The 14772-nt window shown below is 45.6% G+C and carries 16 protein-coding genes; 1 reads left to right on the forward strand and 15 read right to left on the reverse strand.

Annotated features, from left to right (window positions below; genetic code table 11):
* Position 1: 1 nt before the first annotated feature.
* The 8 genes from truB to rimP are packed head-to-tail and all read right to left on the reverse strand — an operon-like array spanning position 2 to position 6835.
* Positions 2 to 901, reverse strand: coding sequence for a tRNA pseudouridine(55) synthase TruB (gene truB / locus INF29_RS02225; RefSeq protein ID WP_087988801.1), 900 nt, complete (start codon positions 899 to 901; stop codon positions 2 to 4).
* A 12-nt stretch (positions 902 to 913) separates the two neighbouring features.
* Complete coding sequence (locus INF29_RS02230; RefSeq protein WP_193484346.1) at positions 914 to 1864, reverse strand: DHH family phosphoesterase; 951 nt, start codon at positions 1862 to 1864, stop codon at positions 914 to 916.
* Positions 1854 to 2237 carry a 30S ribosome-binding factor RbfA gene (rbfA, locus tag INF29_RS02235; RefSeq protein WP_087988803.1) on the reverse strand — a complete coding sequence of 128 codons (384 nt, stop codon included), beginning with the start codon at positions 2235 to 2237 and terminating at the stop codon, positions 1854 to 1856. Before rbfA ends, INF29_RS02230 begins: the two co-directional genes overlap by 11 nt.
* Before the next feature lie 15 nt (positions 2238 to 2252).
* A complete protein-coding gene (gene infB, locus INF29_RS02240) occupies positions 2253 to 4520 on the reverse strand; it encodes a translation initiation factor IF-2 (protein WP_193484348.1) in 2268 nt (755 codons plus the stop codon).
* 41 nt (positions 4521 to 4561) lie between these two features.
* Entirely contained in the window at positions 4562 to 4876 is a 315-nt protein-coding gene (locus tag INF29_RS02245; protein ID WP_072850466.1) for a L7Ae/L30e/S12e/Gadd45 family ribosomal protein, read from the reverse strand.
* Complete coding sequence (gene rnpM, locus INF29_RS02250) at positions 4869 to 5147, reverse strand: RNase P modulator RnpM (RefSeq protein WP_054329586.1); 279 nt, start codon at positions 5145 to 5147, stop codon at positions 4869 to 4871. Before rnpM ends, INF29_RS02245 begins: the two co-directional genes overlap by 8 nt.
* 22 nt (positions 5148 to 5169) lie before the next feature.
* Entirely contained in the window at positions 5170 to 6348 is a 1179-nt protein-coding gene (nusA, locus tag INF29_RS02255; protein WP_072850468.1) for a transcription termination factor NusA, read from the reverse strand.
* 22 nt (positions 6349 to 6370) lie between these two features.
* The gene (rimP, locus tag INF29_RS02260; protein ID WP_072850470.1) at positions 6371 to 6835 is read right to left on the reverse strand and encodes a ribosome maturation factor RimP; all 465 of its coding nucleotides are present in this window, start codon (positions 6833 to 6835) and stop codon (positions 6371 to 6373) included.
* A 242-nt stretch (positions 6836 to 7077) separates the two neighbouring features.
* Between rimP and INF29_RS02265 the strand changes: the two genes are divergently transcribed.
* Positions 7078 to 8271: a type III PLP-dependent enzyme domain-containing protein gene (locus INF29_RS02265; RefSeq protein WP_072850472.1), complete on the forward strand. Its 1194-nt coding sequence runs from the start codon at positions 7078 to 7080 to the stop codon at positions 8269 to 8271.
* 227 nt (positions 8272 to 8498) lie between these two features.
* On the opposite strand, the gene INF29_RS02270 is transcribed toward INF29_RS02265, so the two are convergent.
* The 7 genes from INF29_RS02270 to INF29_RS02300 all read right to left on the reverse strand — a co-directional run bounded on the left by INF29_RS02270 (position 8499) and on the right by INF29_RS02300 (position 14558).
* Complete coding sequence (locus INF29_RS02270; protein WP_072851827.1) at positions 8499 to 9227, reverse strand: amino acid ABC transporter ATP-binding protein; 729 nt, start codon at positions 9225 to 9227, stop codon at positions 8499 to 8501.
* Positions 9224 to 9952, reverse strand: a complete 729-nt coding sequence (locus tag INF29_RS02275; protein ID WP_022255232.1) for an amino acid ABC transporter permease — start codon at positions 9950 to 9952, stop codon at positions 9224 to 9226. The genes INF29_RS02270 and INF29_RS02275 overlap by 4 nt, the downstream gene beginning before the upstream one ends.
* 65 nt (positions 9953 to 10017) lie before the next feature.
* Positions 10018 to 10815: a transporter substrate-binding domain-containing protein gene (locus tag INF29_RS02280; protein ID WP_193484349.1), complete on the reverse strand. Its 798-nt coding sequence runs from the start codon at positions 10813 to 10815 to the stop codon at positions 10018 to 10020.
* Between the two features lie 75 nt (positions 10816 to 10890).
* Positions 10891 to 11544, reverse strand: coding sequence for a deoxyribose-phosphate aldolase (gene deoC, locus INF29_RS02285; RefSeq protein ID WP_072851824.1), 654 nt, complete (start codon positions 11542 to 11544; stop codon positions 10891 to 10893).
* A gap of 427 nt (positions 11545 to 11971) precedes the next feature.
* Positions 11972 to 12715, reverse strand: a complete 744-nt coding sequence (locus INF29_RS02290) for a hypothetical protein (protein ID WP_193484351.1) — start codon at positions 12713 to 12715, stop codon at positions 11972 to 11974.
* Positions 12702 to 13286: an RNA polymerase sigma factor gene (locus INF29_RS02295; RefSeq protein ID WP_193484353.1), complete on the reverse strand. Its 585-nt coding sequence runs from the start codon at positions 13284 to 13286 to the stop codon at positions 12702 to 12704. Before INF29_RS02295 ends, INF29_RS02290 begins: the two co-directional genes overlap by 14 nt.
* A gap of 96 nt (positions 13287 to 13382) precedes the next feature.
* Complete coding sequence (locus tag INF29_RS02300) at positions 13383 to 14558, reverse strand: MFS transporter (protein ID WP_193484355.1); 1176 nt, start codon at positions 14556 to 14558, stop codon at positions 13383 to 13385.
* Positions 14559 to 14772: the final 214 nt, after the last annotated feature.

Here is a 14772-nt window from a genome sequence, read left to right on the forward strand (position 1 = left end):
TTTAAATCAACATCTTAAATGGTTTGATATAAAAGCCTTCTTCGTCCCGTACTTCATACAGTCCCACCAGATGGTGTTCACTGTCAAAGACAGCGGCAATGTCACCTGCTGTCAGTTCTTTTTCCGCCTCATAAAACTTGGCGTAAACTCTGCCGCCGTTATACAGCATCTTTGTGGACTTCGGAGAAACGATGATTTTCGGGAAATCGGACAGTGCCGCTTCCATGGACAGGAAAGCTTCTTCCTGCCGTCCTTCATCTGCCATTGTCTGCAATTCTCCCAGCGTGATGGCATCTTCCAACGCAAAACTGCCGGTACGGGTACGAGTCAGTTCTGCCATGTGGGCGCCACAGCCCAGAGCCTTGCCAATATCGCTGCAAAGGGTGCGGATATAGGTCCCTTTGGAGCAGTCCACATCTATTTCAAAGCGGTCAGGAGGCAGAAAACGGACAATATTGATAGCAAAAATGGTAATGGTTCTTGCTTTACGCTCGATTTCTTTGCCTTCCCGCGCCAACTCATACAATTTCTTGCCGTTGACTTTGATAGCGGAATACATGGGCGGAATCTGTTTCTGTTCCCCCACAAATCCGGCTACTGCCTGTCTGATTTTTTCCTCATCAAAATCCACGGGCTTTTCTTCCAGCACTTCACCAGCCGCGTCTTCTGTCGTGGTGGTGATGCCCAGCCGCACCATGGCACGGTAACGTTTTTTCCCGTCCATGATGATGTCCGCCAGTTTTGTGGCTTTGCCTACGCAAACAGGCAGTACGCCTTCTGCGTCAGGGTCTAAAGTACCTGTATGCCCCACTTTCTTTGTATGGAGAATACGGCGCACCACAGCCACTACGTCATGGGAGGTAAATCCCTTTTCCTTTCGGATATTCAAAATACCGTCCAAGCGATTCCCTCCTTACAGCATTTTTTCAATTTCTGCCAGCACCATTTCTTTGGCTTTGTCAATGGGTGCCGCAATGGTACAGCCTGCCGCCTTCACATGACCGCCGCCGCCGAATTTCTGTGCCAATGCGCAGACATCTCTGCCATCAGCGCCACGGAAGCTTGCTTTGACTTCTGTTTCTGTCTTTTCGTAAAGGAAACATGCCACTTCTGCCCCCTGCACGCCTTTGAGATAATTGATGATGGCGTCCAGTTCCTTATTGGTGCCGTTGCAGGCAGCAATTTCCGCAGAAGTGATGGTAGCACATACCACTTTGCCGTCAAAATACAGTTTTGCGTTTTCCAGAGCCTGTCCCATGATTTTCATTTCGGAAAAACTGCGGCTGTCGAAAAAGCGGTTATAAATATCTGTAAAAGGAATCCCAGTTTCCATCAAAGCCCCTGCCACACGCATGGTATTGGGAGATGTGGAAGAATGACGGAAGCCACCAGTATCATAAATCATCCCAGCATAAAGCCCTGCCGCCATGTCTTGATCTACAGGGTAATTTCCTTCCAGAAAACCATATACGATTTCAGATGTGGAAGAAGATGCACCTTCCACATAATTGTACTGACCGTAATAAGTATTGCTGCTGTGGTGGTCAATGTTGATGGTCACATCTGCCTGATGGAACCAATCTGCCGCAGCCCCCAGACGACCTTCGTCGCCGCAGTCCAGCGCCAGAAACAGGTCCGCTTTCGCTGCCGCTTCTTTCACCAGATGCTTGCCGGGAATCACGTCATACTTGGGCGCATAATGCTCCAGCAGTACGGTCACATCTTTACCGGCTTTTTCCAGTGCCAGCCCGAAAGCAAGGCAAGCCCCGATGGCGTCGCCGTCGGGATTGGTATGCCCTGCAATCTGAATGGTCTTTGCCTGTGCAATTTTTTCCAGAATTTCCTGTTTTGTATTATTCTGCATCTTTCTGCACTTCTCTTTCCTCACGGTCTTTGGCAATCTGCGCCATAAGCTGTTCCATACGAACGGCATATTCCGCAGATTCGTCCAGTTTGAAAATCAGTTCCGGTGTCAGACGCAGATTCACACGTTCTGCCACCAGATGGCGGATGAAACCGGAAGCGTTTTTCAAGCCTTTCATGACGCTTGCTTTCTGGTTTTCATCCCCCAGCACAGATACATATACTTTGCAGTATTTCAAATCCTGAGTGGTATCCACACGCACTACGCTGGTCATAGCGCCGATGCGAGGGTCTTTCAATTCTCCCCGTACAATCTGAGAGATTTCCTTGAAAACTTCGTCATTGATACGGGAAATTCTTGTATTGTTCTTCATATATTTCTCACCTGCTTATCTAGGTACTTCTACCATGGTATAGGCTTCGATCCAGTCGCCTTCTTTCACGTCGTTGAACTTCTTGAATACCAGACCGCATTCATAGCCCGCAGCAACTTCTTTTACGTCGTCTTTGAAACGTTTCAAGCTTTCCAGATCGCCTTCGTAAACAACAACGCCGTCACGGATGATACGAACCTGGCAGTTTCTTACGAACTTACCATCTTTTACATAGCTGCCGGCGATGGTACCAACACCGGAAGCTTTGAACAGCTGACGTACTTCCGCATGACCCAGTACCTGTTCTTCGAATACAGGATCCAGCAGACCTTTCATAGCAGCTGTGATGTCTTCGATAGCGTTGTAGATGACACGGTACAGACGAACGTCAACTTTTTCTTCATCCGCAAATGCTTTTGCAGCGGGTTCGGGACGTACGTTGAAGCCGATGATGATAGCGTTGGATGCGGAAGCCAGCATAACGTCGCTTTCTGTGATAGCACCAACACCGCCGTGGATGATACGTACACGTACTTCTTCGTTGGACAGTCTTTCCAGACTCTGACGAACAGCTTCTACGGAGCCCTGTACGTCTGCTTTGACTACAATGTTCAGTTCTTTCATGTTACCGCTCTGAATCTGAGAGAACAGGTCGTCCAGAGATACTTTCTGGGGTGTTTCTTTGATCATGTTTTCTCTGTTCTTCGCGATGATGCTTTCAGCAACCTGTCTTGCCTGTTTATCATTTTCTGCTACATAGAAGCTGTCACCAGCGGAAGGTACTTCAGACAGACCCAGGATTTCTACAGGAGTAGAAGGACCTGCTTTTTTCACACGTCTGCCCTTATCGTCGGTCATAGCACGAATCTTACCATAAGCCGCACCTGCAACGATGGGGTCACCTACCTGCAAAGTACCGTTCTGTACCAGTACAGTCGCAACGGGACCTCTGCCTTTGTCCAGCTGTGCTTCTACGATAGCACCTCTTGCATGTTTGTTGGGGTTTGCTTTCAGTTCTTTCATTTCTGCTACCAGAATGATCATTTCCAGCAGAGAATCCAGACCGTCTTTTGTCACTGCGGAAACAGGTACACAGATAGTCTGACCGCCCCAGTCTTCCGCTACCAGACCATATTCTACCAGTTCCTGTTTTACGCGGTCAGGGTTTGCGGAGGGTTTATCCATTTTGTTAATGGCAACGATAATTTCAACGCCTGCTGCTTTGGCATGGTTGATGGCTTCTACAGTCTGAGGCATAACACCGTCGTCAGCCGCTACAACCAGAATAGCAATATCTGTGATCTGTGCACCACGCATACGCATTGCTGTGAAAGCTTCGTGACCGGGTGTATCCAGGAATGTGATGGGTTTGCCGTCGATCTGTACAGTATAAGCACCAATGTGCTGTGTGATACCGCCGGCTTCGCCTTTTGTTACGTTACTGTGACGGATAGCATCCAGCAGGGATGTTTTACCGTGGTCAACGTGACCCATAACAACAACAACGGGAGGTCTTTCTTTCAGATCTTTTTCGTCGTCTTCTTCCTCTGCGAAAACGGTTTCCAGAATGTCTTTTTCTTCTTCCTGTTCCAGAATAACGTTGTAATCTTCCGCAATGGCAGCAGCTGTATCAAAGTCCAGTGTTGCGTTGATGTTCAGCATCTGCCCTTTTTTCATCAGTGCCATTACCAGATCGGAACCTTTTTTGCCCAGCACTTCTGCCAGTTCTTTCACGCTGATGGAAGCAGGAATGGATTTGATTACAGGTTCTGCTGCTTTTTCAGCTGCTTCCAGCGCTTCCAGTTCTGCCATGAGCGCCGCTTCTTCTTCCATTTCACGTCTTCTGCGTTCCAGAGGGTTTTCTCTGGGTTTCTGGTCTTTCTTGCCTTTGCCCTTTTTATCTTTTTTGCCCTGATTCTGGTTGTTCTGGGCGTTGTTGTTCTGGTTTTTATTCTGGTTGTTTTTATTCTGATTATTGTTCTGCGGGTTCTTGCCGTCCTGCGCTTTTTTGTTTTCGCCCTTGTTTCTGTTATCCTGTTTGGGAGCATCTTTCTGCTGATTTCCCTTATGCTGTTCTTTTACTTCCTGCTTGGGAGCTTCTTTTTTGGGTTCTTCCGCTTTCTGTGCAGGCTGATACAGCTTTCTGATCTTGTCCGCGTCGCTTTCCTCGATCATGCTCATATGGCTGTTTGCTTCCATACCTACACTCTTCATTTTTTCCATCAGTTCTTTATTGGCTACGCCCAACTGCTTTGCCAGTTCATAAATTCGCATTTTTGACATTCGCCGCACCTCTTCTTTCTCTTACATCTATTCCAAATCCTTTACTCTGCGTTTTCTGCTGTCTGTGCAAGCTGCTGCAGTTTTGCCGCAAATCCCGCTTCTGTCACAACCAGTACCGCGCGGATCTCCTCGCCGACAGCTCTGCCTAAATCTGCCTTTGTTCCCAGTTCCAAAATCGGAACTTCATAAAACGATGCAGAGTTATGAAATTTTTTCTTTGTATTTGCCGACGCATCTCCTGCCACAATGACAAGACATGCCTTTTTGCCGCGTATAGCTTCCTCTGCCGCCACTTCGCCGCCTGCCACTTTATTGGCACGTTTGCAAAGCCCCAGCAGGGAATAAAACTTACGCATGATTTTCTTCTCCTTCCAGCTGTGCCAGCAGGGCTTCATATACGTCCTTGGGCACAGGTGCTTTGAAGGAGCGTTCCAGACCTTTGGACTTCTGCGCCTTTGCCAGGCATTCCGTATTGGGGCAAATATATGCGCCCCGTCCCGGTTTCTTGCCTGTACGGTCCAGAGAAAATTCGCCTGCATCGTTGCGCACGATGCGGATCAATTCCCGTTTGTCCTTCATTTCCTGACAGCCGGTACATTTTCTGAGGGGGACTTTCCGTTGTTTCATCATGATGCCGCCTCCTCTATGCTTACGCTTCTTCCTGTGTTTCTTCTACAGCAGTTTCTTCTGCTGCTGTTTCCACAGCTTCTGCGGATTCTTCCATGATTTCTGTCATTTCTTCTGCTGCATCTTCTGTTTCTTCTACAGGATCTTCAGCCAGGAAGTTTGTTTCTCTTGCCTGTGTTTCGCTCTTGATGTCGATTCTCCAGCCTGTCAGTTTTGCAGACAGTCTTGCGTTCTGACCTTCTTTACCGATGGCCAGAGACAGCTGATGGTCAGGTACAACAATTTTTGCACTCTGTTCTGCTTCATTGATGGCAACTGCCAGAACTTTGGAAGGGCTCAGAGCAGCAGCGATGAATTCCTTAGGATCTTCGCTCCAGTTGATAACGTCAATCTTTTCGCCGCCCAGTTCGTTGACGATGACATTTACGCGGTAGCCATTCTGACCAACACATGCGCCCAGTGCGTCCACATTTTCGTCTTTGGAGTAAACAGCGATTTTTGTTCTGCTGCCTGCTTCTCTGGCAATGCTCTTGATTTCTACAGTACCGTCATGCACTTCAGGTACTTCCTGTTCAAAGAGACGTTTTACCAGTTCGGGATGTGTTCTGGAAACATAAATCTGGGGACCCTTAGGTGTCTGTTTTACTTCCAGCACATATACTTTGATGCGGTCCATGAAATTATACTGTTCGCCGGGAATCTGTTCGTTGGCAGCCAGCACCGCATCAATTTTGCCCATCTGTACGATGATGTTTCTTCTTTCTTTTCTCTGTACGATAGCGGTCACTACTTCACGTTCTTTTGTGATGTACTGATTGTAGAGGATTTCTCTTTCCGCTTCTCTGAATTTCTGCACAACTACCTGTTTTGCTGTCTGTGCAGCCACACGGCCGAAGTCTCTGGGTGTTACTTCCAGATCTACAGTATCGCCAATCTGATAGCTGGGGTTCAGAATTCTTGCAGCCATCAGGTCGATTTCGTTCTGTTCGTCCATGACTTCTTCCACAACTTCGCGCTGTGCGTAGCAGGCAACGTTACCTGTTTCTCTGTCGATAACAACTTTGATGTTCTGGTTAGAACCAAAGTTCTTTTTGCAAGCGGAAACCAGAGATGCTTCAATGGCTTCAAAAATGATTTCCTTGTCGATGCCTTTTTCTTTTTCAATCAAATGCAGTGCTTCGATAAATTCTGCTCTATCCATTTTTCCTATTCCTCCCTTATCCTCAGAAAATAACAGCCAACCGCACATCAGCGGTATCTTTTTGTACAAATTCGCGAACAGTACCATCTTCTTCTTCCAAAGAAATAACGCCGTCGTTCAGTCCCAGCAGTTTGCCCTGGAACTGTTTCTGTCCGTCTACAGCCTTATAGAGCTTTACATCAATGATTTCTCCCTGGAATCTGATGAAATCCGCATCCTTCTTCAGGGGACGGTCGATACCGGGAGAGCTTACTTCCAGCACATAAGCCTGTTCGATGGGGTCCTTTTCATCCAGCTTTGCTTCCAGCGCACGGCTGACAGCTTCGCAGTCGTCAATGGAAACGCCGCCTTCTTTGTCGATATACACACGCAGATACCAGTTCGCGCCTTCCTTTACAAATTCCAAATCCACCAGTTCCAGACCTCTTTCTTCCACAATGGGTTCCAGAAGAGGCAGTACTTTCTTTTCTGTATTGCTCTTTGCCATTTTTTCACCTCGTATATATTTTTGCCTAAGCAACAACAAAGAGTGGGCTTTCACCCACTCTTTTCTCTGCCATTTCCGCTTGTTACTGTTGTTAGTATACCATTTTTTCATACCTTATGCAAGCATTTTTCCTTTATTTCCCGAAAAATCAAGGAATTTGGCTATGGCAGAAAAAAACATTCTCTATTGTTTCTGGACTACTCCCTGTGATATGATAGAAGGGCAAAAAGGAGGGTTCATTCTTGAAGAGACATGATATTTTCACCATACATGCAGCACCTTTTTACGCTTATCGCAAACAGGTGATTCTGCGTCAGGCACAAAAACTGAAACAGGTTTTTCCTGATTTTGAAATATTATATTCCATCAAAACCAATCCATTCTTCCCCATTTTGCAGACCATTTCCGAATTCGGTCTGGGGGCTGATGCCGCTTCTGCCAAAGAGGTATCCGAAAGCCGCCGGGCAGGGATTCCTTCTGAGCGGATTTATTTTTCCGCTCCCGGCAAAACACGGGATGAATTGGAAGATGTTATTGGACGCTGCCATATCATTGCGGACAGCTTCCACGAACTTGATTTATGCAATCGTCTGGCACAGGAAAAACACGCTGTTCTGCCTATCGGTATCCGCATCAATCCAGCATTTTCTATGGAAGGAACTGAGGGGGGACCTTCCCAGTTTGGCATTGATGAGGAACAGCTTCTTTCTTCCCACGCTTTTGACGATTTTCCTGCCCTGCGTCCTACAGGCATTCACGTACATATCCAGTCACAGATTCTGGATGCAGACCAGCTGACAGCCTACTATGCTCATGTACTGACATTGGCTCTGCGGCTGGAACACCTTTGGGACACCAAATTTTCTTACATCAATTTTGGCAGTGGCTTAGGCATTGTTTATGATCCTGATACCCAAAAACCGCTGGATTTAGATGTCCTGCAAAAAAAGGTATCCACCGTCTTTGATGCATTCCGTCCTCGTTTGCAGGCAAAATTCCTGCTGGAAAGCGGACGTTTTCTGGTGGGCGAAAGCGGCGTCTATGTAACAGAAATCATGGACATCAAAATCTCCCGTGGCAAAACATATTATATTGTAAAAAATGGTACCAACGGCTTTTTCCGTCCGGTCATGAAGGAATTAATGACAAAAGACCAGCATACACCAGCACCGGCAGAGCCTTTCTACACCTGTCCGAACATTTCTCAGGTGACACTGCTGGCTGACCGGGAAGGTACAGAAACCGTAGACATCGTAGGTGGTCTGTGCAGCCGTTATGACCTGCTGGCATCTAATGTGACACTTCCTCGAGCAGAGGTAGGCGACCGCCTGCTGTTTACAAACGCCGGCAGTTACGGTTATACCCTTTCCCCTTTGCTCTTTGGCTCTCAAACACCGCCGGATCAGCTTTGGCTGGAACATGAAATAGACATCTAATTACAGTAAAAGGCACTCCAGATAAAAACAAATCTGACCATTCTCATATAGCCGACATCCTTGAAATAAAAAGGATGTCGGCTATATTTATTTTTCTTAAGTGGCAGTATCGTTAAAGACTATTTCATAAAAAAACAAAAAGCAGAGAGAATCCAATAAAATCCTCTCTGCATAATTGCTTTATACTGCTTTTTTTGTATTTATGTGGTTAGCCTTACGAATCGCTCTTACAGTACCTTGTTCAAGAAATCCTGTGTTCTCTTGTTTTGTGGATTGCCGAAAACTTCTTCCGGTGTTCCTTCTTCTACGATGTAACCGCCGTCCATAAATACCACACGGTCTGCCACTTCACGAGCAAAGCCCATTTCATGGGTTACGACCACCATGGTCATACCTTCTGCAGCCAGTTGTTTCATAACTTCCAATACTTCCCCTACCATTTCAGGGTCCAGAGCGGAAGTGGGTTCGTCAAAAAGCATGATGTCCGGTTCCATTGCCAATGCACGGGCAATGGCTACACGCTGCTGCTGACCACCGGAAAGGCTTGCGGGATATACATCTGCTTTTTCCAGCAGACCTACCCGATCCAGCAATTTTTTGGCTTTTTCTTCAGCCTGTTCCTTTGTCATGCGTTTTCTGTCTACAGGTGCCAGCATGATATTCTGCAGCACAGACAGATGAGGAAACAGATTGAACTGCTGGAACACCATACCGATGTTTTCACGAATCTTATTGATATCAGATGTTTTTGCCATCAGATCATAATCGTCTACGATAATCACACCAGCGGTGGGTTCTTCCAGTTTATTCAGACAGCGCAGGAATGTACTTTTCCCGGAGCCGGAAGGTCCAATCAGGCAAACTACTTCGCCTTCTTTGACTTCCATGTTAATGTCCTTGAGAACCTCCAGACTGCCAAAGTTTTTCTTCAGGTTTTCAACTTTTACCTTAATCAATTTGCCAGCCTCCTCTCAAGCAGTTTAAACAGTTTTGTCAAAATGATAACCAGTACATAGTACCATACTGCAACGATTGCGTATGTTTCAAATGCACGGAAGTTGTTTGCGATGAGCTGCTGGCTCTGACGCATCATTTCCGCCACACCGATAACAGACAGGATAGACGTATCTTTCAGTGTGATGATGAACTGGTTGGTTACGGAAGGGATAACGATACGGAATGCCTGAGGCAGAATGATCTTCCGCATTGCTACGCCATGGGGCAGACCCAAGCTGCGTGCCGCTTCCATCTGACCTTTATTGATGGCGCTGATACCACTTCTGAAGATTTCAGACAGGTATGCACCAGAGTTCAGCATCAGTACGATGATGGACGCTGTAAATGAAGTGATTGGCATATTCAGCGCCGCACTCAAACCGAAGTAAATGAAAGTCGCCTGTACCATCAGTGGTGTACCACGAATGATGCTCAGGTAAGCTCCAGAGAGCTTATTCAAAATGAAAGATTTGGAGATGGAACAGAAGCAGGACAGCAAACCTACCAAAATCCCCAGAATCAAAGAACAAACTGTCATAGCAATGGTCATTTTCAGCCCTTCGAACAGACGAGGGGAAATGCTCACTGCATATTCAAAAAAGTTTGAAGAACCGCCCACAGCCAGTGCAAAATGACCTGTCTGTGGGAACATGTTCGTCATTGCTGTTACAAAAATCTCACCCATAAGGCACTACTCCCAACTAAAATACAAAAAATTTCCTTTCGGATCAAAAATCCTTCGGCAAAGGATTATTCCTGAATGTATGTGTTCAGGATTTCGTCATATTTACCGCTTTCTTTCAGGTTTGCAAGACCAGCATTGAACATTTCCAGCAGTTCTGCGTTTTCACCTTTGTTTACAGCAAAACCATAGGAGCTGCCCTGTTCTTTTTCTGTTACCATTTTCAGACCGGAACCCTGAGAGATTGCATAGCCCATTACAGGGTAGTCTTCGAAGCAAGCAACGGAGTTGCCGGATTTAACATCCAGATACATGGAGTTGGAATCGTCAAATACAACTGTTGTGAAACCATATTCATCTTTGATGGATTCAGCAAATGTCTGACCTTCTGTACCGATCTTAACAGCTACTTTTTTGCCTGCCAGATCTTCATAGCTCTTGATGTCTTCGTTGTCTTCTTTTACGCCCATAACAACACCACTGTCGAAGTAAGGATCGGAGAAGTCAAATTTTTCCTGTCTTTCAGGTGTGATGCTCATACCAGCGATAACGCCGTCAACCTGACCAGCTTCCAGAGCCTGAACAGCTGCATTGAAGCCCAGAGACTGCAGTTCTACTTCAAAGCCCTGATCTTCTGCGATTGCGTTCAGCAGGTCAATGTCGATACCTACGAATTCACCAGCGTCGTTCTGGAATTCAAAAGGTGCAAATGTTGTATCTGTACCGATTTTGTAAACTTTGCCAGTTGTAGCAGCGTCGCCGCCTTCTTCTGTTGTTGCAGTATCGCTGGAGCCACCACAAGCTGCCAAGCTAAATACCATTGTCAGTGCCAATGTTGTTGCTGCAAATTTCTTGAATAAACTCATTGTAATTCCTCCCTTTTTTACCTTTTTAAAAACATATTTATGGTATGCCGCACGCCAGAAGCGTACCGGCGCATATCAGTCTTTTTGATCCAGCATGGCTACCAGAGAACTGGTCCCTAGACGCTCTGCACCAAGTTCCAGAAATTTCTCCGCGTCTGCAACACTTTTGATGCCGCCTGCCGCTTTGATCTTGGTACCAGGCTGTACATGCTTCGCAAACAGCTCCACATCTGCAAATGTAGCACCGCCGCCAGCAAATCCTGTGCTTGTCTTGATGTATTCTGCCTCAGAACGGCTGACCACATCACACATACGGATTTTTTCTTCTTCTGTCAGCAGACAGGTTTCTACAATGACTTTCAATATTCTGCCCTGACAGGCTTCTTTCACGGCATTGATCTCTTCCAAAACCTTCTGATCTTTTCCGTCTTTGACCCAGCCGATATTGATGACCATATCAATCTCATCTGCGCCATGAGCGATGGCATCTTTTGTTTCTGCCACTTTCACCGCTGTGGTCTGATATCCATTGGGAAAGCCGATGACCGTACACACTGCCAACTGTCCTTTCAGATATGCCGCTGCATCCGCAACATAAGAAGGTGGGATACAAACAGAAGCTGTTTTATGAGATAAACCCTCATCACAGATTCGCTGGATATCTGCCCACGTGGCACCTTGTTTCAGCATGGTATGGTCTACATGTGAAAGAATGAAATCCTTTTGCATATATACATCCTCTTTTCATCTGTTATACATACTTAGCCATTATAACACAAAATGAAACACACAACAATACAGAAAAATTTATCAATTTCCAAAACTTTTTTCTATAGATTCGCGATTATTATTAAAATTTCACATATTTTTAAATCACCTTCGATTTTGACCGAAAATTTCATCCTTTTTGCAAATGCACAAATGTCGGTACTTTGAAAATTTTAAAGTTTTGTTGATGCAAAAAATTTATGAATCCACATCGTTTTTCCAAATTTCTCAATACTTTTGCATATAAGTGGAAATTTATGAATAAAAATACATCCCCAATTTTCTTCTGTCACTTCATAAAAAAAGTGAAGAAAACACCTCTACAAAAAGATGTTCCTTCACTTTTTCTATCTTTACTACTTATATGCTACGCTCTCTTGCCATATTCTCAGGCATTCTGCATTTCTTGTGCCATCTGCGCCATAGTTTCTTCTCCCAGATCACAGTTATCAGCTGTCATACTGTAAAACAGATCGCCGTCTTTCCAGGAATAGACTTCCATCACACTTTCCATGACTTCGTCTGTGCCATAAGAAATGATCAGTTCACCGCTAGCTTCTTTTTCTTTGTCCTCTGCTGTCAACTCATAGCCTTCCGGCACAAATTTGTACAGATGACTGCTGTAGCCTTCCCGTACTTCTTGCCCTGCATCCGCATAAGGATCGCCGTCCTGTGCAGTAACTACCAACGTTTTACCTTCTTTTTCATAAGACAGTGTCATCAGCGCATAAGGGTCACCTATGTTATTGCCGTTTTCATCCTGCCCGTATATTTCACCAGTGCCGCCATTGACAAATGTAAAGCCATTGGAGAAGGATTCTACGGTTTTCATATCAAATCCCACTTTTTCTTCCGCCTTTTCAAGCTGCGCATAGCTTGTGATATCAACAGTAGTCTGTGCCTCTACGCCGCTGAAATGCACTGCCGCATAACAGGTAACAGATGCAAAACATACCACTGCAACAGCTGCAATTCTTTTTGCTGTAAATAATTTCATGGAAATTCTCTCCTTCCGCTCTCTTGACGCCGCTTCTCTCTTGATGCGTTCCAGCATCATGGGATTTGCATGCAAATGCTCTGTCTGCTTTTCCATAGCATGCTGAATCATTGCGTCCAATTCATCTCTTTTCATAAACCAGTTCCCCCTTCCGCAGTGTGTGTTCCTCTGCCAAAGCCTTCCGCAATCGGCTTTTTGCCGCAAACAATCTGGATTTTACCGTTGCTTCCAAAGAAGATGTGATCTGTGCAATCTCCTTGATGGAAAAATCATTGAAATAATATAGAATCAATGTGGTTCGCTGCTTCTGCCCCAGACTGTCAATGGCGTCATACAGCTTTTCGTACATTGCCCGCTGTTCACTGGGATAACTGTCAAATACCGGCGGCAGGCCTTGTGCCCCTTCCGCCAGTATTTCTTCCGCAGGCATCAGCTTTTGTTTCTTCTTTGTCTGTTTCCATGCACATCTGATCAGTATCTTAAAAAACCAAGATGAAAAGCAATATGGATTTTTCAGCTTTTCGATTTGCAGCAGACAAGTCACAAAAGTCTCTTGGGCAATATCCTCTGCCAGGGGAACTTCCCCACATATCAGGGCAGCAGTGCGCACCGCTTTTTGCTCATAAGCAGCGAAGATTTCGTCAAAGGCGTCTGTGTTTCCCGCCTGCATCTGACGAACCAGTGCTGCCGTTTCTTCTATGGTCAAAGCCAAAGCCTCCTTTTTTCTTTCGTTTGACGCGTCTACTATATAGAGCGAATTGGTGAGAGAAAGGTTTGCTGTTTTTATAAAAAAATTAGAAATTCAGTTTTTTCGGAAAAAGCTGTATGCCATCACACCCAACACACCGCTTCCGCCAATAAATAGCAACAGCCTGATCTCCATCACATCTGCCAAAGGTCCAAATATAAGCATCCCCAGCGGAAAAGCCATGGACATGGCAATCTGTAAAAAGCCGAATACTCTGCCATGATATTTCTGCGGTACTCTATCCTGCAAAAAAGCAGTCATAGGCGCATTATAACAAGGTGACGCAATGCCAATGAGGGTATTGCAAAGCAAATAACCCCCAAATGTCGGGGCAAGACCAAGTCCAAACATAAGCATTCCATACCATGTACCTGTCAAAAGCGTTGCTTTGGCACGCCGTGGATACCCTTTCCATACAGCCAACAGCAATCCCCCTAGAATCATGCCCAAGCTGTAAGTCATCTCACTGCATGTCAGCCGCCAAACTTCCTCTCCAAAAGAGCGGGACACCAAAAGAGGCGTCAAGAAGGCTGAAGGTGTTACAAAAAACATTGTCACGAATTCAAAGAGCAGTAAATAACATACATCCTGATTTTTTCGGATAAAACCAACCCCTTCTGCCATCTGTATCCATGAAGAAGCCTCTGTTTTTGCCTTCAGCTCAGGAATCATAATCGTTGACGTGATGGAAATACCCATCAGCGCTGTGATGACATCCAAAAACAATGTTGCTTCTATACCAAGGATGCCCAAAACAGCCCCGCTGGCTGCCGGTGCCAAAAAATTGGTAATAGCAGAACTGGTGCTTTGTATACCATTGACCTGCACCAATGCTTCTTTGGGCACCAGTTGCGGAATGACTGCCTGGGCTGCCGGGGTCTGTATGCCGGAACCAACGGAACGTATTGCAAGCACCACGATAACGCCTGCCGTTGTGGCTTTTCCCATCAAAAAACTGATTCCCAAAATTCCCGTTACAAAAGCAATCATACCATCAGAAATCATCATTAGTTTTTTTCTGTTATATCGATCTAGCCAAGTACCCGCAAAAAGAGAAATCAAAACCTGGGGCAAAAAGCCACAGATCGTAGAAAGGGTCAATACCTTTCCAGACCCAGTATAGAGTGTCAAATACCAGACCATAGCATATTGCACCAATGCCGAACCAAAAAGAGAAATGGTCTGTGCAGTCAAGAACTTACCTGTTTGTATTTTCCAGTTTTCATACATATCAAATCGTCCTTTCTTTCTAAAAAAGGGCGCAAAAAATCCACGGCTGCCCTTCTGCCATCTGCAAAAAGGCTTTCCGCGGATATTCTTTCTTTCCGGCACGCAAACAAAACATAGTTTCCTATGTTTTCATGCCGATCTTATGTAAAAGAATCTCCGCCCCATACAATCTCGATCGGTCTTATTGTACAGAGCTGATTTTCCTTCTAAAAAT

It is taken from the genome of Anaerotignum lactatifermentans (assembly GCF_014982935.1).
Lineage (GTDB): Bacteria > Bacillota > Clostridia > Lachnospirales > Anaerotignaceae > Anaerotignum > Anaerotignum lactatifermentans.